The sequence below is a fragment of the Tateyamaria sp. 7Alg 36 genome, assembly GCF_059882455.1.
The window spans coordinates 40,527-62,777 of record NZ_CM187613.1; the positions used below are offsets into that span (position 1 = coordinate 40,527).

Annotated in this window: 19 protein-coding genes; 10 read left to right on the forward strand and 9 right to left on the reverse strand. The window is 61.6% G+C overall.

Features of this window, described 5'->3' with window-relative positions; genetic code table 11:
* Positions 1–53: 53 nt before the first annotated feature.
* Positions 54–1,577 carry an Asp-tRNA(Asn)/Glu-tRNA(Gln) amidotransferase subunit GatB gene (gene gatB, locus AC6GQJ_RS00200; RefSeq protein ID WP_500773976.1) on the reverse strand — a complete coding sequence of 508 codons (1,524 nt, stop codon included), beginning with the start codon at positions 1,575–1,577 and terminating at the stop codon, positions 54–56.
* Positions 1,578–1,698: 121 nt separating this feature from the next.
* On the opposite strand from gatB, the gene AC6GQJ_RS00205 reads away from it, so the two are divergent.
* On the forward strand, positions 1,699–2,181 hold the full coding sequence (locus AC6GQJ_RS00205) for a DUF2867 domain-containing protein (protein ID WP_500770580.1): 483 nt from the start codon (positions 1,699–1,701) through the stop codon (positions 2,179–2,181).
* 21 nt (positions 2,182–2,202) lie between these two features.
* Here the strand turns inward: AC6GQJ_RS00205 and AC6GQJ_RS00210 are convergent, their stop codons facing one another.
* Positions 2,203–3,498 (reverse strand): hypothetical protein, encoded by a 1,296-nt coding sequence (locus AC6GQJ_RS00210; protein WP_500770582.1) that lies wholly within the window; start codon positions 3,496–3,498, stop codon positions 2,203–2,205.
* Between the two features lie 243 nt (positions 3,499–3,741).
* On the opposite strand from AC6GQJ_RS00210, the gene AC6GQJ_RS00215 reads away from it, so the two are divergent.
* Complete coding sequence (locus tag AC6GQJ_RS00215; RefSeq protein WP_500770584.1) at positions 3,742–4,497, forward strand: transglycosylase SLT domain-containing protein; 756 nt, start codon at positions 3,742–3,744, stop codon at positions 4,495–4,497.
* On the opposite strand, the gene AC6GQJ_RS00220 is transcribed toward AC6GQJ_RS00215, so the two are convergent.
* The 3 genes from AC6GQJ_RS00220 to pepN form a co-directional block, all read right to left on the reverse strand.
* Positions 4,483–4,914, reverse strand: a complete 432-nt coding sequence (locus AC6GQJ_RS00220) for a hypothetical protein (protein WP_500770586.1) — start codon at positions 4,912–4,914, stop codon at positions 4,483–4,485. The genes AC6GQJ_RS00215 and AC6GQJ_RS00220 overlap by 15 nt on opposite strands.
* Before the next feature lie 7 nt (positions 4,915–4,921).
* Positions 4,922–5,665, reverse strand: a complete 744-nt coding sequence (locus AC6GQJ_RS00225; RefSeq protein ID WP_500770588.1) for an SDR family oxidoreductase — start codon at positions 5,663–5,665, stop codon at positions 4,922–4,924.
* Positions 5,666–5,745: 80 nt separating this feature from the next.
* Complete coding sequence (gene pepN, locus AC6GQJ_RS00230; RefSeq protein ID WP_500770590.1) at positions 5,746–8,289, reverse strand: aminopeptidase N; 2,544 nt, start codon at positions 8,287–8,289, stop codon at positions 5,746–5,748.
* Between the two features lie 186 nt (positions 8,290–8,475).
* Here pepN and AC6GQJ_RS00235 point away from each other — a divergent pair, with 186 nt between their 5' ends.
* The 3 genes from AC6GQJ_RS00235 to AC6GQJ_RS00245 all read left to right on the forward strand — a co-directional run bounded on the left by AC6GQJ_RS00235 (position 8,476) and on the right by AC6GQJ_RS00245 (position 10,103).
* Complete coding sequence (locus tag AC6GQJ_RS00235) at positions 8,476–8,646, forward strand: DUF2256 domain-containing protein (RefSeq protein ID WP_500770592.1); 171 nt, start codon at positions 8,476–8,478, stop codon at positions 8,644–8,646.
* Positions 8,647–8,787: 141 nt separating this feature from the next.
* Complete coding sequence (locus AC6GQJ_RS00240; RefSeq protein ID WP_500770594.1) at positions 8,788–9,213, forward strand: GlcG/HbpS family heme-binding protein; 426 nt, start codon at positions 8,788–8,790, stop codon at positions 9,211–9,213.
* 110 nt (positions 9,214–9,323) lie between these two features.
* Positions 9,324–10,103: a gamma-glutamyl-gamma-aminobutyrate hydrolase family protein gene (locus AC6GQJ_RS00245; RefSeq protein WP_500770596.1), complete on the forward strand. Its 780-nt coding sequence runs from the start codon at positions 9,324–9,326 to the stop codon at positions 10,101–10,103.
* Between the two features lie 60 nt (positions 10,104–10,163).
* Here AC6GQJ_RS00245 and AC6GQJ_RS00250 read toward each other — a convergent pair whose 3' ends face one another.
* A complete protein-coding gene (locus AC6GQJ_RS00250) occupies positions 10,164–10,931 on the reverse strand; it encodes an SDR family NAD(P)-dependent oxidoreductase (protein WP_500770598.1) in 768 nt (255 codons plus the stop codon).
* A 480-nt stretch (positions 10,932–11,411) separates the two neighbouring features.
* Here AC6GQJ_RS00250 and AC6GQJ_RS00255 point away from each other — a divergent pair, with 480 nt between their 5' ends.
* The 5 genes from AC6GQJ_RS00255 (at position 11,412) to AC6GQJ_RS00275 (ending at position 18,166) form a co-directional block, all read left to right on the forward strand.
* Complete coding sequence (locus tag AC6GQJ_RS00255; protein WP_500770600.1) at positions 11,412–12,986, forward strand: Re/Si-specific NAD(P)(+) transhydrogenase subunit alpha; 1,575 nt, start codon at positions 11,412–11,414, stop codon at positions 12,984–12,986.
* Positions 12,987–12,998: 12 nt separating this feature from the next.
* Complete coding sequence (locus tag AC6GQJ_RS00260) at positions 12,999–14,432, forward strand: NAD(P)(+) transhydrogenase (Re/Si-specific) subunit beta (protein WP_500770602.1); 1,434 nt, start codon at positions 12,999–13,001, stop codon at positions 14,430–14,432.
* Positions 14,433–14,590: 158 nt separating this feature from the next.
* Positions 14,591–15,451, forward strand: a complete 861-nt coding sequence (locus tag AC6GQJ_RS00265) for a hypothetical protein (protein ID WP_500770604.1) — start codon at positions 14,591–14,593, stop codon at positions 15,449–15,451.
* 122 nt (positions 15,452–15,573) lie between these two features.
* Complete coding sequence (locus AC6GQJ_RS00270; protein WP_500770606.1) at positions 15,574–16,857, forward strand: DUF3422 family protein; 1,284 nt, start codon at positions 15,574–15,576, stop codon at positions 16,855–16,857.
* A gap of 88 nt (positions 16,858–16,945) precedes the next feature.
* Positions 16,946–18,166 (forward strand): hypothetical protein, encoded by a 1,221-nt coding sequence (locus AC6GQJ_RS00275; RefSeq protein WP_500770608.1) that lies wholly within the window; start codon positions 16,946–16,948, stop codon positions 18,164–18,166.
* A 39-nt stretch (positions 18,167–18,205) separates the two neighbouring features.
* Here the strand turns inward: AC6GQJ_RS00275 and AC6GQJ_RS00280 are convergent, their stop codons facing one another.
* The 3 genes from AC6GQJ_RS00280 to AC6GQJ_RS00290 all read right to left on the reverse strand — a co-directional run bounded on the left by AC6GQJ_RS00280 (position 18,206) and on the right by AC6GQJ_RS00290 (position 22,053).
* Entirely contained in the window at positions 18,206–19,201 is a 996-nt protein-coding gene (locus AC6GQJ_RS00280; RefSeq protein ID WP_500770610.1) for an ABC transporter permease, read from the reverse strand.
* Positions 19,194–20,201: an ABC transporter permease gene (locus AC6GQJ_RS00285; protein ID WP_500770612.1), complete on the reverse strand. Its 1,008-nt coding sequence runs from the start codon at positions 20,199–20,201 to the stop codon at positions 19,194–19,196. Before AC6GQJ_RS00285 ends, AC6GQJ_RS00280 begins: the two co-directional genes overlap by 8 nt.
* Positions 20,202–20,349: 148 nt before the next feature.
* Positions 20,350–22,053 (reverse strand): peptide ABC transporter substrate-binding protein, encoded by a 1,704-nt coding sequence (locus AC6GQJ_RS00290; protein ID WP_500770614.1) that lies wholly within the window; start codon positions 22,051–22,053, stop codon positions 20,350–20,352.
* Between the last annotated feature and the right edge of the window lie 198 nt (positions 22,054–22,251).

Genomic DNA, 22,251 nt, shown 5'->3' on the forward strand with positions numbered 1-22,251 from the left:
CGCGCAGCAATAGGGCAGGCGCGGGCCATTGGCCCGCACCGCGTTTAGACTTTTCAGCCGTTCAGCTTTTTCGCGACCAGTTCGTTCACCGCCTTAGGGTTCGCCTTGCCGCCCGTCGCCTTCATCACCTGACCGACAAACCAGCCTGCCAGTTTCGGGTTCAGCTTTGCTTTTTCCACCTGATCGGGGTTGGCGGCGATGATTTCGTCCACGGCGGCTTCGATGGCACCGGTGTCGGTCACCTGTTTCATGCCGCGCGCTTCGACCACCTCGGCGGGGTCGCCGCCTTCGGTATAGATGATTTCGAACAGGTCCTTGGCGATCTTGCCCGAGATGTCGCCCTTGGCGATCAGATCGACGATGCCGCCCAGTTGGGCAGGGGACACGGGGGAATCGGTGATGTCGCGGTCATCTTTCTTCAGACGCCCGAACAATTCGTTGATGACCCAGTTTGCCGCCTGTTTGCCGTCGCGCCCTTCGGCCACGGCCTCGAAATAACCCGCGGTGTCCAGATCGGCGGTCAGCACCGATGCGTCGTAGTCGGTCAGGCCGTAATCGCCCATGAATCGCGCCTTTTTGGCGTCGGGCAGTTCGGGCAGGTTGGCGGCGATGTCGTCCACCCATGCCTGTTCGATTTCCAGCGGCAGCAGGTCGGGATCGGGGAAATAGCGGTAATCGTGCGCTTCTTCTTTGGAGCGCATAGAGCGGGTTTCGCCCTTGTCGGGGTCGTACAGACGCGTCTCCTGATCCACCTCGCCGCCGCCTTCGACGATGGCGATCTGGCGGCGTGCCTCGACCTCGATGGCCTGCTGGATGAACCGCATGGAGTTCATGTTCTTGATCTCGCAGCGCGTGCCGAGATGCGAGAAATCCTGTGTTTCCTGATATTTCTCGTACTGGCCGGGCAGGCAGATCGACACGTTCACGTCCGCCCGCAGGTTGCCGTTCTGCATGTTGCCGTCGCAGGTCCCCAGATAGCGCAGGATCTGGCGCAGCTTGGTGATATAGGCGGCGGCCTCTTCGGGGCCACGGATGTCGGGGCGGGAGACGATCTCCATTAGCGCCACACCGGTGCGGTTGAGATCGACAAAGGACATGTTGGGGTCCATGTCGTGAATGGATTTGCCCGCATCCTGTTCCATGTGGATGCGTTCGATGCGCACCAGACGCTTTTTGCCAAGCTCGGGACCGGGGCCCATTTCGACCAGCACTTCGCCTTCGCCCACGATGGGGTGGTACAGCTGGGAAATCTGGTAGCCTTGCGGCAGGTCGGGGTAGAAATAGTTCTTGCGGTCAAAGGCCGATGTCAGGTTGATCGCTGCCTTGAGGCCGAGGCCCGTGCGCACCGCTTGTTCGACGCAGAACTCGTTGATGACGGGCAACATGCCGGGCATCGCTGCATCCACAAAGGCCACGTTCGAGTTGGGTTCATTGCCGAACTGGGTCGAGGCACCGGAAAACAGTTTCGCATTCGAGCTGATCTGCGCATGGACTTCCATCCCGATCACCAGTTCCCAATCATGTTTGGCACCGGCAATGGTTTTAACTTTCGGGGTCTCGTAGGTCAGGTCCAGCATGGCGATATCCTGCGTTGTCTTGGCACATTTGCGGGCATAGATCAGCGGCCCCGTTGCTGCAAGGGGGCGCGACAACAGGGCGGCTGTGACGCGGTGCATTTTGTGCCAAGCTGCGAGGGCAATGGACATTCAAAAGACAGATCCGCCCGATGACAGCCTGATCGCCGCCTATGCGCAGCGCGAAGGGCATTATACCGACTGTTTCGAGGCACGTGTGACCACGCCCGTCACCCTGCCGCAGTTCATCCGTGCCTTTTACACCCAGCCGCTGTTTCGGGCGGAACGTCTGGTGCTGCGCCTGTTGGCGCGCGCGCCGTCGAGTGATGCGCAGGTCAACGCGTTGGCGGACGGCACGGGGGACAGTCTGGCGGTGTGGCGCGTTGCGACCCGCCAAGAGGACGAGATCGTGATGATGCAGAAAGGTGGGCGCACCTGTTCGTGGCTGCAGGTTGCGCCGGATGTGGTGCGGTTCGGGTCGGTCGTGACGCCGGTGCAGGGGCGTGGCGGGTCGCTGACCCTTGGCCCCGTCTTTCACAGCCTCAAGGGCGCACACGAGATGTATTCGCGCGCATTGCTGGCAGGGGCGGCGCGACGATTGCGATAAAGTGCGGCGGTCTAATTCGGATCACGCGGTGCGCGTCTCGGCCCCGTTCTTGGTAAAGATCACCCGTTTGCCCGCGCTCAGCTCGCGGCGGTAAAGTTCGGTCAGGAAGTGCACAGCGTCAGCATGGCCCGACGCGGCGAACTTTTCAGGGCAGCGGATGCGCAGCGCATTGTCAAACCCGCGGGCGGCATGGGCCCAGATCATCGGGTGAAGCTCTGACAGGTGGTCGCGCACAATCCAGTCGGCAGAGGCGGCGATTTGTGTGCGCACATAGTCTGTTTCATTATTGCCCGTCTGTGTGGCGCCCATCGTGTTGGCGCAATAGGCCAGCAACAGGTTGACCGTGTGCTGGTCGGGGCTGTTGCGCAGGATGTCGTGCAACCCTTCGAGGAAGAAACCCAGATCGACCTGGGCGCAGGCGACCGGATCGCTGGCGATGGCGTCGAACATCACCCACGTATAGGCACCGGCCCCCCAGATGTCGTGGGTGCGCCCTGCGGCGCGGCGGGCCTCAAGCTCGAGCCGTGCATAGCTGCCGTGCCAGCGCGGCAGCATCTTTGCCCCAAGCGAGCGATAGGCGCGCGGGTTTTTCGGGTCGAGGTCGATCCACGTTTCGAACTGCGCGGCGATGCGGCGCATCGAACCGCCCTGACCGGCGAACAGGGCGCATTGGGTCGCGGCAAGCAGCGGCGAATCCAACATTGCGGCGTCAAAATCGGCCATGATGTTGGCGGCGCGGTCGAAATGCGCGGCAAAGGCCTCGCGGTTGCGCATGGGCACTTCGATGTCCCAGCCCGTGCCGCGCCATGCCCAGCCCAGATCAATATGGGCCAGCGCCACGATGGCGGCGAGTGCGTGATTGTCAGGGCTTTCCTCTAGCAGGATTTCAAAGGCTTCGATCCCCGCCATCAAGGGCGCGTCGCGGGCGGCACGGCCATCCAACAGCGCATGTTCGGCGGCATTCACCACATCCGAACGCGCGCCAAAGGCCAGCAATTCTGCCACAGGCATCCCGCCGGGGGTCTTGAGCCGTTGCGTGTCGGCGGCGATGATTTCCTTGCTCAGAACTTCCCATTCCTCGATCCGCGCCAGTTTCAGTCCACGGACCTGATGGGCATCGCGGCAGCGTTCCTCGGCAGTGGGGTCGGGGCAGGGGATGGTGAGCCCGTCCTTGAGGGCTGCAGCCACCTGTCGGGGCCAGTCGCCTGCGGCGGGTGCATCCTGAAGCACGCCATCATGTGCTTCGACCTGACGGGAGAGGGAAAAGCGCGCCCGAATTTGCGCGATCGGAGTGAAGATGCGTTCTGCAAGAGCCATGTCAAAAATCCGAAACTGTTTACTGGGCTAAAATTGCCCGCGAATTGGGTCACAAAAAGGGCGAGGCCAAGACATGTTAGGGCTGCTTTGGTGAAGATTTCTTGCGGTTGCGCGAGGGGGCGGGGACAATTGCGAGGTGGCAGTGCGATTGTTGCGGGGAATGCGCCCAAATGGCGCGGTTTGGCACGGCAGGCTGGACAGGGCGCGCGCGCGCCTCACATACTGCGCGCCATGATCGAAAGAATGCTGTCTTTTCAGGGGCGCAGGCCCCTTTTTGTCGCTTTGGGCCTGTGGCTGTCGCTGTGGCTTGCCGCGCAGGCGCAAGGTGACGAGGCCCTGCGCGAGGTCGCCTCGATGGACGTGCCGCTGACGGGGCAGGTGCCTGCCGGGGTTGCAGTGGTGCGCCCCGTGGCGCGGGACGCCAATGTGCCTGCGACCCGCTGGACCCATCAACCGCGTCACATGCTGTGGAATCGCGCCGCCCTGAGTGCGTTGAAGACCCATGGGCAGCCCTTGGTCGATATGGTGCCTGCGGATGTGCGCGACTGGTGCCCCGCCTATCCCGAGGCGAACGAGGCGCAGCGTCGCAGTTTCTGGGTCGGCTTCATGTCAGCGCTGGCGAAATACGAAAGCACTTATCGCCCCAATGCGGTGGGTGGCGGCGGGCGCTGGTACGGGCTGTTGCAGATTTTACCCGCCACGGCGCGCGGCTATGGCTGCAATGCGCGTTCGGGCACGGCCCTGAAAAGTGGCGCGGCGAACCTAAGCTGTGCGGTGCGCATCATGGCCGTAACCGTGCCGCGTGACGGGGTGATCTACGGGCCGAACGGGCGCGGGGTGGCGGCGGATTGGGGGCCGATGCGGTCGCGCGCAAAACGGGCCGAGATGGCGGGCTGGCTTAAACGGCAGTCCTATTGCGCGCTGGCGTCCTCGGTCCGGCCACGGGCGCGGCCTGCGGACCGTTTGGTGCGCAATGCGGGCGACCTACCCCAGCAGTGAAAAGTGGTGCCGTTCGACCCTGATGCCACGTGCGGCAAGGGCCTCGGCAAAGCCGTCTGCGTTCGGCGTGCATTCAAGCGGCAGGCGCAGCTTGCGCCCGCTTGTCAGCACTGCACTGGCGCGCACGGACAGGTCCAGCCGCGTGTCCAGGCGGATTTGGTCGATCTTGTCCCACGCAACCTCGCCCCTACGCGATCCGGCAAACCAGTGCAGGCCGCTTTGCTCCAGCGTCACACCGCTTTGCCGTCCCGCCGCCAGATCGTAGATCGCAGGCAGGGTGCACAGCGCCACCAGCCCCGCAAGGATCAGCGACGCCTCAAGCCAGTAGACAGCGGCAAGGACCAGCGCCCAAATCAGCGCGACCCAGAACAGGGTTTTCAGATTTCTGCCATTGGTTTCATAGCGATAGGGGGTCATCCGTGCCCTAGCGTCCGCCAGTGACGTCCAATGTCGATCCGGTGACATAGCTTGCCTCGGGCGAGGCAAGCCAGAGGATGGCGCGGGCGACTTCCTCGGCCGTGCCCTCGCGTTTCATCGGGACCATATGGGCAAGACGCTGCGCCCGTCCGGGTTCGCCGCCCTTGGCATGGATGCCGGTGTCGATCAGACCGGGGCGCAGGGACATGACGCGGATATTGTCGGCGGCGACCTCGTCCGACAGCCCTTTAGTGAACGTATCAATCGCCGCCTTCGAGGCGGCATAATCGACATATTGGTTGCCCGATCCCAGCCGCGCCGCGGCGGAGGAAACGTTGATGATCGCACCGCCTTCGCCCTGCGCTTGCATACGTATCACCGCCTCTTTCGCAACCAGCATGGCGCCGATCACGTTGACATGCATCATCTGCACAAGGCGCGCATGATCCATCTCGGTCAGCTTGGCGGTTTGGGCCACGATACCCGCGTTGTTGATCAACACGTCGATGTGGCCAAAGTGGTCGTCTACCGCCTTGTAGATAGCGGCGATGCCAGCGGGGTCCGACACATCACCCTGTGCCAGAACCGCCTTACCACCGGCGGCTTCAACGTCGGCCTTGACCGCCTCGGCGCCCTTGGTGTCGCTGCGATAGTTCAGCACCAGATCATAGGTCGGTGCGGCAAGGCGGGCGCAGGCGGCCCCGATACCGGCAGAGGCACCGGTGATCAGGCAAACAGGGCGTTGGGTCATGGTCTCGGGGCCTTTCTGGGATGCGTGTATATAGTGTGGAAACCCCGAGGCGCGCCGTGGCGGCACGCATCGGGCGGTAATTACGCCTCTCGGATGCGGGTGATCATTTCAGATGTATCGCGGCTTAGGTTTGGGGTGCTGGCGATGCGGTCCAGTTCCTTGCTAATCATCGACTGGCGGATCGCGTCATAGCGCCGCCACGTTTGAAAGGCCGAACACATCCGCGCCGTGGTCTGCGGGTTCACGGGGTCGAGCTTGATCAGCCAGTCCGCCAGCAGGGAATAGCCCGACCCGTCGCGCGCGTGAAAGCCCGCGTGATGACCCGCCAGCGCGCCGAGCGTGGCGCGGAAGCGGTTGGGGTTCTTCCAGTTGAATGCACTGTGACGGGTCAGCGCCTTGGCCGTGTCGGCAGCGTCATCCGGTTCGGCGGTCATCACTTGCAACCCGAACCATTTGTCCATGACCAGCCGGTCATCTTTCCAGCGCGCCTCGAACTGGGCCAGAGCCTCGTCCCCGCGCCCTGCGCGGATCAGGTTGGCCAGCGCGCCGAGTTGCTGCGTCATGTTATCCGCCGCGTCATATTGCGCCTGCGCCTGATCGCCGCCGTCCTGACGGGTCAGCAGGGTCAGCACGCTGCTGGCAAGGGCGCGCATGCCGGATTGGCGGGCGTCGGGCTTGTAAGGTTCCTGCACCTGATTGGCGGCATAAAGCGCGGGCAGCTTGTCGGCCATCGCATCGGACAGCGCGTGTTTAAGGCCCTGAACCGCCGACCAGATCGCATCGGGGTCGGGCGTGTGGCCCGCGCGGTGCAATGCGGCGGCCAGTTCCGACTGTCCCGGCAGGTCGAGCATCAGGGCACGGTAGGCCGGATCAAGCGTGTCGTCGGTTAACACCCGCTCGACACCCGCCAACCACGCTGGGTCGGGCGCGGTGCCCTTGGTCACGGTCGCCATCAGCGATGCGCGGGCAAGGTTCTGTCCTGCCTCCCAACGGTTGAACGGATCGGTGTCATGGGCCAGCAGCGCCGCGTTGTCCGGCGCGTAGTCCAGCACCACCGGCGCGGAAAAGCCGCGCAGGATCGACGCCGTGGGTTTGGCCGCCAGTCCGGTGAAGGAAAAGCTTTGATCGGCTTTGGTCAGTTCCAGCACCTGTGTGCCCATCACTTCGGTGCCGTCTGGGTCCAGCAGACCCACGGCAACAGGGATCACCTGTGGCTGCGGATCGGGGGTGGTGGCGCTGGGCGACGGGGTCTGGGTGAAGGTCAGCGTATAGGTGTCGTCCTTGAAATCATCCTGCACCGCGACGCGGGGTGTGCCCGCTTGGGTATACCAGCGTTTGAACTGGGACAGGTCGCGCCCTGTGGCGTCCTCGAACACGGCCAGCCAATCCTCGATCGTGCAGGCCTGCCCGTCATGGCGGTCGAAATAGAGGTCCAGCGCCTTTTCGTAGGCGGCATCTCCCACCAGCGTCTTGAGCATGCGGATCACCTCCGCCCCTTTTTCATAGACGGTGGCCGTGTAGAAGTTGTTGATTTCTTGGAAACGGTCGGGGCGCACCGGATGTGCCAGCGGACCCTGATCCTCGGGGAACTGGCGGGCGCGCAGGTCGATCACGTCGCTGATCCGCTTGACGGGGGCCGAACGCATGTCCGAGGTAAACTGGCTGTCGCGGAAGACGGTTAGTCCTTCCTTGAGGCACAACTGGAACCAGTCGCGGCAGGTGATGCGGTTGCCGGTCCAGTTGTGGAAATATTCGTGGGCAATGATCGCCTCGATCCGTTCGAAATTGGCATCGGTCGAGGTTTCGGGGCTGGCGAGAACGGCAGAGGCGTTGAAGATGTTCAGCCCCTTGTTCTCCATCGCGCCCATGTTGAAGTCGTCCACCGCCACGATGTTGAACACATCCAGATCATAGGCGCGGCCATAGACCTCTTCGTCCCATTTCATCGACGCTTTCAGCGCTTCCATCCCGAAGGCGCATTTGCCCTCGTCGCCTTGGCGGACGTAGAGGGCCAGATCGACCTTGCGCCCTTCGGAGGTGGTGAATGTGTCGCGATGGGCGACCAGTTCGCCGGCCACGAGCGCAAACAGGTAGGCAGGCTTGGGCCACGGGTCGTGCCATTCGGCCCAGCCATTGCCCGAGGCCACGGGGTTGCCGTTGGACAAGAGCGTGCCGTGCGGGCCGTTGATGCGCACGGTGAAGGTGCTCATCACATCGGGGCGGTCGGGATAATAGGTGATCTTGCGGAACCCTTCGGCCTCGCACTGGGTGCAGTACATGCCACCCGACAGGTACAACCCTTCGAGCGCGGTGTTGGCGGCGGGGTCGATCTTGACCTCCGCCTCCCAGATAAAGGGCATGTCGGGCACGTCGCAGGTCAGTCCCTCGTCCGTGAGGGTCGGTGTCACGGCCTCTCCGTCGATCTTGGCGGACAGGAGGGTCAGGTTCTCGCCATGTAGGAAGAAGGTGCGGTCTGGCGTGGCGCGGTTCGGCACAAAGCGAATGCGCGACGTGACCCGCGTGGCAGAGGGGGCGAGATCGAAGGTCAGATGGACCTCGGACACGGAGAAACCGAAAGGGGTGTAGTCCTGAAGGAAGATCGTCTGGGGTGCGGCGTCGCGCATATGCATGGCCTTTATATCTGGGCGGGCGTTACTGCGGAACGTAGGGTTCGCGCCCTTGGACCGCAAGCGGAGCTTCCCTGTGGTGCACTAGGGGAAGGTGGCGGCAGACCTTGGCACAGGCGCCGCGCGGTTTAGGTCTGCGGTGAACAGCATATTCGGAATGGTTAGTCGCTGAGGAGCGGTCGCATGGCAAAGATGCGCAAAAAGTCGGACCTGCCGCAAAAGGTCTGTCCCGTCTGTCACCGCCCGTTCTTCTGGCGCAAGAAGTGGGAAAAGGACTGGGAGACGGTCCTTTATTGTTCGCGCCGCTGTCGCGGGCAGGCCAAGGGGGAGCCGGCACGCGGAGGCGGGCGGTAAAGGTTTTGCATCATCTGGGCGGGCATCCTATTTACGAGGGACGGGAGCGAGAGGGCTGTCTGCCCCCTCGCGCTCCCCCGAGGATTTTTTGGAACAGAGAAGGTCATGGACCTTTTGTTTCGCACCATGAGGAGAGAACGGATGGGACTGACACTGGATCTTGCGCGCACGATGATTGCTGCGACGTTGGAAAAAGGCCGCGAGATGGGGTTCAAGCCCTTGTCGGCGATTGTTCTGGATGCGGGGGGCCATGTGCTGGCCTTTGAGCGGGAAGACGGCGCATCGCCCGGACGGTTCGGGATCGCGCAGGGCAAGGCCTATGGGTCGATCATGCTGGGCATGGCGGGCAGGGCGCAGATGGCGCGGGCCGATGCGCAGGCCTATTTCATGGCGGCGGTGAACGGCGTTTATGGCGGCAAGGTCGTGCCGGTGCCGGGCGGCGTGCTGATCCGTGACGACAGTGGCGCGGTGATCGGTGCGCTGGGTGTGACGGGGGATACGTCCGATAATGACGTCATCGCCGCGCAGGCGGGCATTGCCGCCACCGGACTTGTGGCTGAAATCTAGGCAGTGGCGCGAAAGGCGTCTTGCGCACAGTGTGTTGTGCGCGAGGCCCTCTAGGCACATGCGGGGCGAGGGTTTATGAAGACCCTCGTTGCGCGCATAAAGAGGATCACATGGCCCGTCCCGTCATTGGCATTATTTCGAACCTGCACACGATCAACGAAGAGTATGATGTTCAGGCCGCTGGGCTGATCAACATCTCGGCCGTGGCGGATGTGGCGGAAGGTTTGCCGCTGCTGGTGCCTGCCGAGCCGGACAAGGTGCCGCTGGAGGATCTGCTGGAAAGCTGCGCGGGGTTTGTGTTCACGGGCGGCCGCGCCAATGTGCATCCCGAGGAATATGGCGAGGAAGAGACCCCCGCCCACGGGTCGTTTGACCGCAATCGTGACAACCTGACCCTGCCGCTGATCCGCGCATTGGTAGAGCGGGGCCAACCCCTGATGGGGATTTGCCGCGGCTTTCAGGAAGTGAACGTCGCGATGGGGGGCACGCTGTATCCCGAGATCCGCGACCTGCCGGGCCGTGACAACCACCGCATGCCGCCCGACGGCACGCTGGAGGAAAAGTTCGCCCTGCGCCATCACGTGACATTCTCGGACGGGGGGGTGTTCCACCGCTTGATGGGGGAACGGTCGGTTCTGACCAACACGCTGCACGGGCAGGGGATCAAAACACCTGGACCACGTGTGGTGGTGGACGGGCATGCGCCCGATGGCACGGCCGAGGCGATCTATATCGAGGACGCACCGGGGTTCACCCTGTCGGTGCAATGGCATCCTGAGTGGAACGCCAAGGATGATGCGGTATCGCGTCCCCTGTTCGAAGCCTTTGGCGCGGCTTGCCGTGATTGGGCCGAGGCGCGGCGGGCGCGACCGATGCTGCGTTCCGCCTGAGCTTAGGCTGTTCGGGGACGGGCGCGTGGTTCTGCGCGCCTGTGCCCTTCTTTTCTGACTTTATACTGTTTGACCGCCAGAGATCTGGATGCTCTGGCCGTTGATGCTTTGAGATCCGGGGCCGGTGAGCCAGAGCGCCGCGGCGGCGACTTCCTCGACCTCAAGCAGGCGTTGGTGCCGGTTAGCATCCACCATGACCTTGCGCGCATCTTTGGCGCTCATCCCTGTGCGTTTGGCAATGGCGCTTTGATTGCGTTCGACAATGGGCGTGTCCACATAGCCGGGGCAGAGGGCGTTGAACGTATAGGGCTGGCCCATGTAATCTTCGGACAGCGAGCGGATCAGACCGATCAGCCCGTGTTTGGACGCGGCATAGGCCGCCGCACCGGGCAGGCCGCGCAGACCCGCGATGGAAGACACGGCGATCACCCGCCCCCAATCGGTCGTGCGCATGCTGCCAAGACATTCACGGATGGTCAGGAACGCGCCATCAAGGTTGGTGGCCATCATGTTGCGCCAGAACTCCATATCCGTCTTGTGAACGGCGCGTCCTTCGGCGATGCCCGCGTTGGGCACACAGATTTGCACCGGCCCGCGCAGGTCAGTCGCATTTGCGATGACATCACAAACCGAGGCTTCGTCGCGCACATCCATCGCCATGCCGAACAGGCCGTTGCCGCTTAGATCGTCCAGCACGGACTGGCGGCGCCCTGTGATGGTCACCTGTGCGCCACGCTCGGCAAGGGCGCGGGCGATGGCCAGACCGATGCCTGTACCGCCGCCTGTGACAAGGGCGTGTTTGCCGTCAAGAGAGGTGTCGTGTTGCATCTTGGGTGTCCTTTTGGGTGGAAGCGCCTAAAGATTGTGCGCGGGCGGCGCAAAATATTCAAACGGTTTCGGTGGGTTGGCAGTAGGGTGCCGGTTTTGAAGCGCATCGCGTATGGTGTGGGCAGATAGGCAGCGATGGTCGGTGCCTTGCGCTGAATGGGTGGGCGGACAGGGCCAAGCGCAAAGGGGTTTTGCGCCCGAAGCCGGTGAACAGTGGGCTGTTCCGCCTGCATCAGCGAGCGCCGTATCGGGGCCGCCCCTTGCACTGCAGCAGACCCTAACTTGCGCCCTGCGCGGCGGCTTGCGACCGAAAACTGCGCCATCTCGCCCACAGCTTTGCATTTATTACTGTAAGTGGGCGTATGGCTGTCTTGTATATCCGCGAGTGTAAATGTAGTGGACACTCCCGCGGCACCTGCCATTCTGCACTCTGGTTTTGCCGCCGAATGACCGCCATGACAGCTAGGAGGAGCGCACCGGATGAAGATCGGAACACCTAAAGAGACCTTTGCCGGAGAGCGCCGCGTTGCGATGACGCCGGAAAGCGCAACGGCCCTGCAAAAGCTGGGCCATACCTGCCTGATCGAAACAGGCGCAGGGCTGGAAGCCGGATTTTCCGACGAGGCCTATGAAAAAGCGGGCGTCGAGGTGGTGAAAACCGCCGCCGCCTTGTGGAAGGCCGCCGATGTGGTCGCCAAGGTCCGCGTGCCGGACGAAACAGAATTCAAGCGCCTGCGCGAAGGGCAAACGCTGATCTCGTTCTTCAGCCCCGTCGCGGACGAGGCCAAGATGAAGTCCGCCGCCAAGAAAGGCGCGACCGTCATCGCGATGGAAATGATCCCGCGGATCAGCCGCGCCCAGAAGATGGACGCGCTGTCCTCAATGGCGAATATCGCGGGCTACCGCGCCGTGATCGAGGCGGGCAACAACTTTGGCCGCTTCTTTACCGGACAGATCACCGCGGCGGGCAAGGTGCCCCCTGCGAAAGTTCTGGTGGTTGGCGCGGGCGTTGCGGGATTGGCCGCGATTGGCACGTCCACATCGCTGGGCGCGATCACCTACGCCTTCGACGTGCGCCCCGAAGTGGCCGAGCAGGTTGAATCGATGGGGGCCGAGTTTGTCTACCTCGACTTTGAGGAAGAACAGACAGACGGCGCGGCGACGGGTGGCTATGCTTCTGTTTCGTCACCGGAATTCCGCGAGGCGCAGTTAGCCAAGTTCCGCGAACTGGCCCCCGAGGTCGATATCGTCATCACGACGGCGCTGATCCCCAACCGCGAAGCGCCCGAGCTGTGGACCGAGGACATGGTTGCGGCCATGAAGCCCGGTTCGGTGGTTGTAGATCTGGCGGCGGAAAAGGGCGGCAACTGCAAGCTGACCGTGATGGACGAGAAGATCGTGACCGAGAACGGCGTCACAATCATCGGCTACACCGACTTCCCAAGCCGTATGGCGACGCAATCGTCGAGCCTCTATGCGACGAACATCCGCCACCTGATGACGGACCTGACGCCGGAAAAAGACGGCGTGATCAATCACAACATGGAAGATGACGTGATCCGTGGCGCGACCATCGCCCATGGCAAAGAGGTCACCTTCCCACCGCCACCGCCCAAGATCGCGGCCATTGCCGCCGCGCCGAAAAAGCCGGCGGTCAAGGAACTGACCCACGAGGAAAAACGCGCCGCCGAAACGGCTGCGTTCAAGAAACAGACCCAGACGCAGGTCGGCCTGCTGGCCATTGGCGGGGCGCTGTTGCTGGCAGTGGGTCTGGTGGCCCCTGCAAGCTTTATGCAGCACTTCATCGTGTTTGTTCTGGCGGTCTTTGTCGGCTTTCAGGTCATCTGGGGTGTGGCGCACAGCCTGCACACCCCGCTGATGGCGGTCACGAACGCGATTTCGTCGATCATCATTCTGGGCGCGCTGACGCAGATCGGGTCGGGGTCCGGCCTTGTCATTCTGATGGCGGCGCTGGCGGTCTTTATGACCGGCATCAACATTTTCGGCGGCTTTCTGGTCACACGGCGCATGCTTGCCATGTTCCAGAAATCTTAAGGGGGCGGGATCATGGAATTTGGTTTCACTACAGCGGCTTATGTGGTCGCAGCAATTCTTTTCATTCTCAGCCTCGGCGGTCTGTCCGGTCAGGAAAGCGCAAAGCGCGCCGTGTGGTATGGCATTGTCGGCATGGCGCTGGCCGTGCTGGCAACGCTGATCGGACCGGGATCGGGTTATTGGCTGTTGTCGGTGATCCTGATCGGGATGGGCGGGGCCATCGGGTATCAACTGGCCACCAAGGTGCAGATGACGCAAATGCCCGAACTGGTTGCCGCGATGCACAGCCTTGTCGGTCTGGCGGCTGTGTTTGTCGGGCTGATTGCGCATGTCGAACTGGGCCGCGTGCTGGCCATGGACGATATGGAGCGTAAGGCGCTTGAAGGCTTTGCCGCATTGCTGGCCAAGAAGGACGGCGTCGAAATCTCGATCCTGCGGGTCGAACTGTTCCTCGGTATCTTCATCGGTGCCGTGACGTTCACCGGCTCTGTCATTGCCTATGGCAAACTGGCGGGCAAGGTCGACTCGGCGGCCACCAAACTGCCAGGCGGTCACCTGCTGAACGCGGGTGCTGCGGGTTTGTCGCTGCTGTGCCTGATCTGGTACTTCAACACCGGCGGGTTCTTCCCGCTGTTCGTGATGACACTGGCGGCGCTGTTCATCGGCTATCACCTGATCATGGGCATTGGCGGTGCGGACATGCCCGTGGTTGTGTCCATGCTGAACAGCTATTCCGGCTGGGCGGCGGCGGCGATCGGCTTCAGCCTTGGCAACGATCTGTTGATCGTGGTCGGTGCGCTGGTCGGCTCTTCGGGTGCGATCCTGTCCTACATCATGTGTAAGGCGATGAACCGCAGCTTTGTCAGCGTGATCCTTGGCGGCTTTGGCGGCCCTGCGGGTGAACAGATGGCGGTCGAGGGCGAACAGATTGCCATCGAAGCCGACGGTGTTGCCACCGCCCTGAACGAGGCCGACAGCGTGGTCATCATTCCGGGCTATGGCATGGCCGTGGCGCAGGCACAGCAAGGCGTGGCCGAACTGACGCGCAAGCTGCGCGCAGCAGGCAAGACCGTGCGTTTCGCCATCCACCCCGTGGCAGGCCGTTTGCCCGGTCACATGAACGTGCTGCTGGCCGAGGCCAAAGTGCCTTATGACATCGTGCTGGAAATGGACGAGATCAACGACGACTTCCCGGACACGGATGTTGCCATCGTAATCGGGTCCAATGACATCGTGAACCCCGCCGCACAGGACGATCCCAACAGCCCCATCGCCGGTATGCCGGTGCTGGAATGCTGGAAGGCCAAGCAGGTCTTTGTGTCCAAGCGCGGGCAGGGCACAGGCTATTCCGGTATCGAGAACCCGCTGTTCTTCAAAGAGAACACGCGCATGTTCTACGGCGATGCCAAGGCGTCCATCGACAAACTGCTGCCGATGATCGACTGATCAGAACGCGCAGTCGGCAGGGGCGGCCCTGCCGGTTCACACAAGTACAGACACCGTCCCGAACCCTCGGGGCGGTGTTTTTGCGTCAGGCTGGCCCTTTGCGGGAAATGGGCTAGGATGGCATCCGTCTGCGTACTTAATGGATGGTCTGTGCCCGCGTGTCCCTGTTGAAAGAAATAGTCGCGGCCTCGGTCCAGTCGGGGCGGCAGGGGTTTATCCGCAACATGCCGCGCCATTGCGTCGTGTTCATGCCGCGATCTTCCAAACTGCTGGTGACGTTCGACCATTACGGGTCGATCCATTCCGAACCGCCGCGCCTGCCATGGGGGCACGGTTTGGCCGCGCAAATGGGCTGGTCGCATCTGGGCAACATGACCAAGCAGAACGACTGGTTCCGCCACAAGGACATGTTCGCGCTGTACCGCGAATTGCGCGACACCGCCTTTTTCGAAGGCTTTGACGAGGTCGTCTTTTACGGCGCGTCCATGGGCGGCTATGCGGCTTGCGCGTTTTCTGTCGTGCATCCGGGGGCGCGGGTGGTGGCGATCTCTCCCCAATCCACGCTGCGCAAATCTATCGCCCCGTTCGAGACGCGCTTTCCCAACGGGCGCAAGCTGGGCCAGTGGTCGGGGCCATGGGTCGACGGGGCGCGCACCATCGCGGATGCCGCCAGCGTCAAGCTGATCTATGACCCGTTCTGGGAGGCCGACGCCGCCCATGCCGCCCGCCTTGCTGGCCCGCAGGTACAGCATTATCACGCCGCTTTCATGGGGCACCGCGTGCCGCAGCACCTCAAGTCCATGGGCCTGCTGTCGACCATCGCCAGCCGCGCCATCAAGGGCGGGCTGAACCCGCGCAAATTCCACCAGCTTTTGCGCAAGCGGCATAGTGATCCCGTGTTCGTGCGCGATCTGCTGGAACGGGCGAACAAGACTGGCCACTCGGACCTCGTGCGCCGCATTTTGCAGTCCGATACGCTGCCCCTGAATGACAAACTGCGGGCGCGCGTGACGCCGTGAAACCGGCGCCCATGTCGGCTGCATACCGTTGTATTCCGATAAGGCGTTGAAATAAAATAATAAATGCTTTGAGTTTTCGCGGTTTGCGATTATTCGGGGGAAAAGGGACCGGAATATCCACCATGACAGCCGTCGAAGATCATCCGCTGCGCTATCAACTGGCAAACGAATTGCACGCGCGCCCGTTCCCGTCGATGCAAGCGCCTTGCGCTGCCGCCTATGTCGCGTTCAAACAGCCCGAGATGGCGGCGAACCGTGACCGATCCGCCGATGTGGCGCACCTGCACAAGCTGCTGGACCGCCACGGCGCGCCGCACCCGCAACCCGATGCCACGCATTATTACGGGCAGATCGGGCGCTATTGGCTGAAATGGGAACAGCACACCGAGTTCGTGACCTACACGATCTTTTCCGAAGGGGTGGAGCAACGCCCGTTCGATCCGCGCGCCTTTGATCCGTTCCCGCAGGACTGGCTGGCTGAGGCCCCGGGGCAGCGCGTGACCTCGATCCTGATCCGCATCGAAAACCGCGTCAGCCCTGAAGAGATCAAGACACGCCTGCGCGACTGGTTCGTGCCAGAAAGCCTTGCCGTCAGTTCAGTGCTGGAGGACGCCGCCGTGATGGCTGGCGATTTCCGCATTGATCAGGCGGGGCACATGCGCTTCGCGCTGTTCGCCTCGGACGACACTGGCCCGCGCCGTATCGGGCGCATCGTGCAGCGCCTGTGCGAGATCGAGACCTACAAATCCATGTCCATGCTCGGCTTTGCCCGCGTGCGGGGCATGGGGGCGCAATTGGGCGCGCTCGACACCCGCCTCACCGAACTGGTGGAAAGCATGTCGCAAGAGGGCTCGCGCGCCGAGGATACACTGCACGCGCTGCTTGAAATTTCTGCCGAGCTTGAAACCTTGTCGGCGCAATGTTCCTTCCGCTTTGGTGCCACGTGGGCCTATGAGGCGATTGTGACCGAACGTATCGCGGCCCTGCGCGAGGCGCGCTATGGCGGGCGCCAGACCTTCCGCGAATTCATGGTCCGCCGCTATCAGCCCGCGATGCGCACGGTGCGCTCCGCTCAGGAACGGCTGGACGCGATGAGCGCGCGCGGCGTGCGCGCCGCCAATCTTTTGCGCACACGGGTGGATGTGGAACGTTCGGCCCAGAACCAGAACCTGCTGGAAAGCATGGACCGCCGCGCCGATCTGCAACTGCGCCTGCAACGCACGGTCGAGGGGCTGTCGGTGGTCGCGATCAGCTATTACGCGGTGTCGCTGGTGTCCTACCTGCTTTACCCGCTGCAAGAACCCACGGGCCTGTCCAAGAACCTGCTGACGGCACTGGTGACCCTGCCCGTGGTCGGGCTGGTCTGGCTGCTGATACACCGCCTGCGCCGCGAGGCGGACGAGTAGGGACGGGGTGTCGGCCTTCAATTCAGGGTTGATTTGGTTCGGCCCTAGCTGCAAGCTTCGGGATATTTTATGAATTCCGGAGTGCAACATGGTTTCCGCAGCAAATGAAATTACCAAAAGCGCAAAAAAACTTGAAACAGACATCAACAAATATCTGACTGACAAACGTGCCACGCGGATCGCGGCATGGATCAAGAAGGACAAGAAAGACGCCAAGGATAAAAAGGTTCTGGCCGAATACGATGCCAAGATGTCCACGGTGCATTTTACCTATTCCAAAAATCCGGTGGATCAGAACAGGACACCGCGTGTTCAGGCCGAGTTAATTTCCAAGGGGACCAGCAAGACCTGCGCCAGCGCGCATATGATTGACATGGCGCGGCACCTGAACCTGTATTACGGCGCTCCGGGCAAGAAGGCGTCGCTGGTCTGGGGGATCAGCAAAGCGTTTGGCGGCAAGGACCACCATGTGGCGACCGAAAGCGAGTTGACCACAAAATGGGTCGCGCTGATGAAAAAGAACACATTGGTCAATGCCGAAGGCAAGGTGGCGTGGTGTTCGTGGGACCAACCCCATGTGGAATTACCGGAATCGAAAGTGCCGCGCAATGATCCCAAAGTCGCCAAGTGTCTTGAGGAATACGCCAACATTACGCGGCTCGAAGGGTACAAGATCAACAAAGGCTTCGAAGGCGGAACGTGGAAAAGCGCCCTTGCGCCCTATGTCAAAGCGGCCGAGGCGGAAAAGGCCAGGCGTGAGGCGACCGAAAAGGCCGAGGAATTGCGCAAGCTGAAATTCACCGGCGCACTGTCGGGCACGCAAAAGCTGCTACAGAACGCCAACAAGAACACGGTGCCCAAGGGCAAGGCGTTTGGCGCTATCCTGCCGGACACCAAGGAAAACACAGGCAAGATCAAAGAGACCAAGAAAACCGCCGCCACAGCCCTTGTCTGGGACAGTCTTGCGCGCAGTATCTTTGAAAAGCTGGGGATCACCGAAACCAAGGGGTTCGACGTCAAGCTGTCCTGCGGGGTCAGCTACACTTTGGTCGAACATGAATATCTGACGCAGACGTTCATAAAGGATCTAACACCCACCTGTGCGCTGATGTTCAACACGCCTGCGGCCTTTGCGATGAAAATGACGGTGTCCTCGACCTGTCAGGTACAGCTATCCCAATCCGCAAAGGGACCATCGGGCACTGTGAAGTTCGACGTTGTCCTCACCACCCCCATCGACACAGATAAGGGCACAATCACCATCACCCTCAAGGACGGCAAAGCCACTGCGGCAGGTGCGGTCAAGTAAGGCTCAGGCCAAGAGGAGGGGGAGGAGGAGGGCGGTTGTTCACCGCCCCCTGATGCGCGGGTCAAGCGCGTCGCGCAGGCCGTCGCCAAGGTAGTTCACCCCCAGCACGGTCAGCGAGATCAGGATACCGGGCAGGATCACGCGTTCGGGGTATTGCTCCATCCGTTGCACGCTGTCGGCCAGCAGTTTGCCCCATGTGGGGAAGTCCGACGGAAAGCCGACGCCAAGGAAGGACAGGGCACTTTCGGTGATGATCGCCGTGGCAAGGCCCAGTGTCGCCGACACCATGATCGGCGAGATCACGTTGGGCAGCAGGTGGCGCATGATGATCGAGCCCGACGTGGTGCCGATGGAACGGGCGGCAAGGATGAACTCGCGCTCTTTCAGCGCCAAGATATCACCACGCACAATCCGCGCTGTCTGCATCCACGAGGTCAGGCCGATCACCCCGACGATCAGGATGAACATGCCGCCCTCGGGTCCGAAATTGGCGCGCAGGGGTTGGCGGAACAGGGTCACAGCAACCAGCAACAGCGGCAGGATCGGCAAGGACAGCACCAGATCGGTAAAGCGCATCAGCCAGAAGTCGGCCTTTTTGAAATAGCCCGAGATGACGCCCACAGCGGTGCCGATCAGCAGCGCAAGGATCATCGCGGCCCAGCCCACGGCCATGGACGCTCGTCCGCCCGCGATCAGGTTGGCAAGGATGTCGCGGCCAAGGTTGTCCGTGCCCAGCGGGCGGAACCAGCCGACCTTGGCCGTGCTGTCCCACAGCGCGGTATAGATCGGGCGCATGTCCTTGTTGCGGATATCCAGCTTTTGCGGATCGACCTGCCAGATATAGGGCCCCAGCAGGACCGCCAGCGTGATGAACACCAGAAACCCGCCGCCGAACAGCGCGCCTTTGTGGTGTTTGAACTGGTCCCAGACGTCCTTCCACTGGCTGCGGGGGGCTTTGGGCGGTTCTTTGTCTTGCAGGGCCGCGATGGCTTCGATTTCCATGTCGGGGCCTGCGGGCACGGGTTGATCAGTCATAGCGGATCCTCGGGTCGAGCACGCCGTAAAGCACGTCGGCAATCAGGTTGAACAGCACGATCAGGATCGCAAAGATAAAGGTCAGGGTCATCACCATCGGGATGTCGTTGGCAAACAGCGCCGTCAGCAGCAATTGCCCGATGCCGTTCACCTTGAACACGTTCTCGGTGATGATGGCACCGCCGAAGATGGCCGGAATGCCCAGTGCGATCACGGTGATCACGGGGATCATCGAGTTGCGCAGAACGTGCTGCATGACCACCACGCCTTCACGCAGGCCTTTGGCGCGCGCGGTGCGCACATAGTCCTGCCCGAGGTTGTCGAGCATGGATGAGCGCATATAGCGCGAGATCTGCGCCGTGGTTTGCAGCGCCAGCACCATGACGGGCATGACCATCTGCATGAACTGTACTTTGAAGCTTTCCCAGTCGTTGACCACATGGGTGGTGTCATAGATCGACGGCAGCCAGCCCAGTTGCACCGAGAACAACACGATCAGCAGCGGGCCGGTAAAGAAGGGCGGGATCGAAAAGCCGATCATCGTGATGAACGTGCCGGACTGGTCAAAGACCGAATATTGTTTGTAAGCCGAATAGATACCGATGGGCAGCGCGATCAGGATGCCCACGACATAGGACAGGCCAACCACCCAGAGCGTCTGGGGAATACGCTGGACGACGATGTCCATCACGGGGCTGCGGGTCTGCCACGAGATTACGCGCAGCTTGCCTTCGGCAAAGGAGGTGCCGAACCAGTGGTCAAACAGCACCTGCGGTTCGATCCAGAAGAATTGCACAATCCATTTCCAGTACTGGACATGGATCGGAGCACCAAGGCCAAGGGCCTCGCGCATCTTTTCTTTGACTTCGGGGGGGACGGTCAGCGGCACTTGGGCCATCGGATCACCCGGTGCCAGTTGCAACAGCAGGAAAATCACAAGGCTGATGAACAAAAGCGTGGGGATCGACAGCACAAGTCTGCGAATGGTGAAGGTCAGCATGTAGGCGCCAGTCCTTTTGCACAGGTCTTGGTTTCACCGGCGCTTGCGGATGACGCATCCGCTTTATTGGCTGGTGTGAACCTCGGCGCAGGCGTTAACACGATGCGCCGAAGAAAGGTAAGGCGGACATTTTGCCCGCCTTGCCGTTTTAGTCGATACGGTACCAATCGGCCACGTTCCACAGTTCGCTGTCCCAGACGTTCAGCTTGACACCGCCAAGGCTGTTCGCGTGGGCAGAGACACGACCACGGTGCACCAGCGGCACGATGGTGAAGGTGTCTTTGGTGACCATGTTGTTCATCTTGATCGCGATTTCGGCGCGTTTGTCGATGTCGCCTGTGCGGGCCAGTTCATCGATCAGTGCGTCATATTCGGGATCACAGAAGCGGTTGATGTTCTCACCCTGCCACTGGCTGTCGGGCTTGGGTTCGCCGCCGCAACGATAGGCCGCCAGATATTGCTGGGGGTCTGTGCCGTTGAAGGTGTTGGCGTACATTTCAACGTCTGCATAGAACTTCTGGAACGTGTCTGGCGAACCGGGATCACCGCCGAAGAAGACCGACGAATCAAGGTTGCGCAGTTCGGTTTCAACACCGATCTCTTCCCACCATGCCTTGATCAGGGCCTGGAAATCCTGACGTACGGCGTTTGTGGATGTCTGGTACAGAAGCGACAGCTTCATACCGTCCTTGTCGCGGATGCCGTCACCGTCGCTGTCGGTCCAGCCGGCTTCGTCCAGCAGGGCAGCGGCCCCTTCGAGATCCTGTTCGGCGCAGTGCATGTCGCCCGAGGCGAACATTTCAGGCGCAGGAACCAGATCGCAGGTCACTTTGCCCGCCTGACCGTAACCGACTTCGACCAGCAGCGCGCGGTCGATGGCCATGGACAGCGCTTTGCGCACGCGGATGTCGCTGAGGATCGGGTGTGGTTCGGCCACTGTGGAACGTGTCTCTGGTGGCAGGTCCGGCGACGGGTTCGTCAGGTTCATCTCGATACGCTCGACCAGCGGGCCAAAGCCTGCGATGGCCTTGCCTTTGCCTGCCGATTCCATGCGCGCGATGACGTCGGGCGCAAGTTGCAGGTTCCAAGCATAGTCGTATTCGCCGGTTTCCAGAACGGAACGGCCAGCCGCAGCCGCATCGCCGCCGCCTTTGAACGTCACTTTGGCAAAGGCCGGTTTGGCCGGATCACGGTAGTTTTCGTTGGCCGAAAACTGGATCACGTCATTGGGACGGAAATCGTCAACCACAAAGGGGCCGGTGCCGATCGGGTTAAAGTTCGCCTCGGTGCATTCGGGGGCTTTGGCACCCAGACAGTCGGCAAATTGTGCTGCCTGAATAATAGGCGACTGGCCACCGACAAACGGGCCATAGGGGTTCGGCTTGGGCTGATTGAACGTGACCTTGACGGTCATGTCGTCAATTGCCTCAACAGTTTCAACGCCGTCAAAGAAGGACGCCTGCGCGCAACCGCCTTCGGGGTGCATACAGTATTCAGCGGTGAATTTCACGTCTGCGGATGTCACCGGCGTGCCGTCGGACCACATCATGCCTTCGGCAATCTTCCATGTGATCGAGGTCAGGTCTTCGCTCACGCCGCCATTGGCGACTGTGGGGATGTCTGCTGCCAGAAACGGCACCATCACGCCGGTGTCGTCATAACGTGCGAGGGGTTCGATGGTCAGGCTGGCTGCTTCGATGTCTTTGGTGCCGCCCGAAAGGTACGGGTTCATGATCGAAGGGGCTTGCCAATAAAGGATGCTGACTTCGCCGTCTGCACCGCGCTCGGCGAACGCCGCCGGCGCAAGTGCAGTGGTCGCCACAGCACCCATAAGGAGGGTTTTCAATGTCATAGTCTACTCCATGTTGGACGGCAGTTGGTTCTGCACGTCAGTCGAGCAACCCGTTCACGGGCCGCAATTATCTTGAACTTGTAGGATTCCATACGGCCACACGCTTCAATACGACCGTCTAAGATACGGTTTAAACAATGTTTTTGCGTGCTTGTCCCCCAAGCTCATTGCGACATCGAAACAGACTTTGCCGAAATT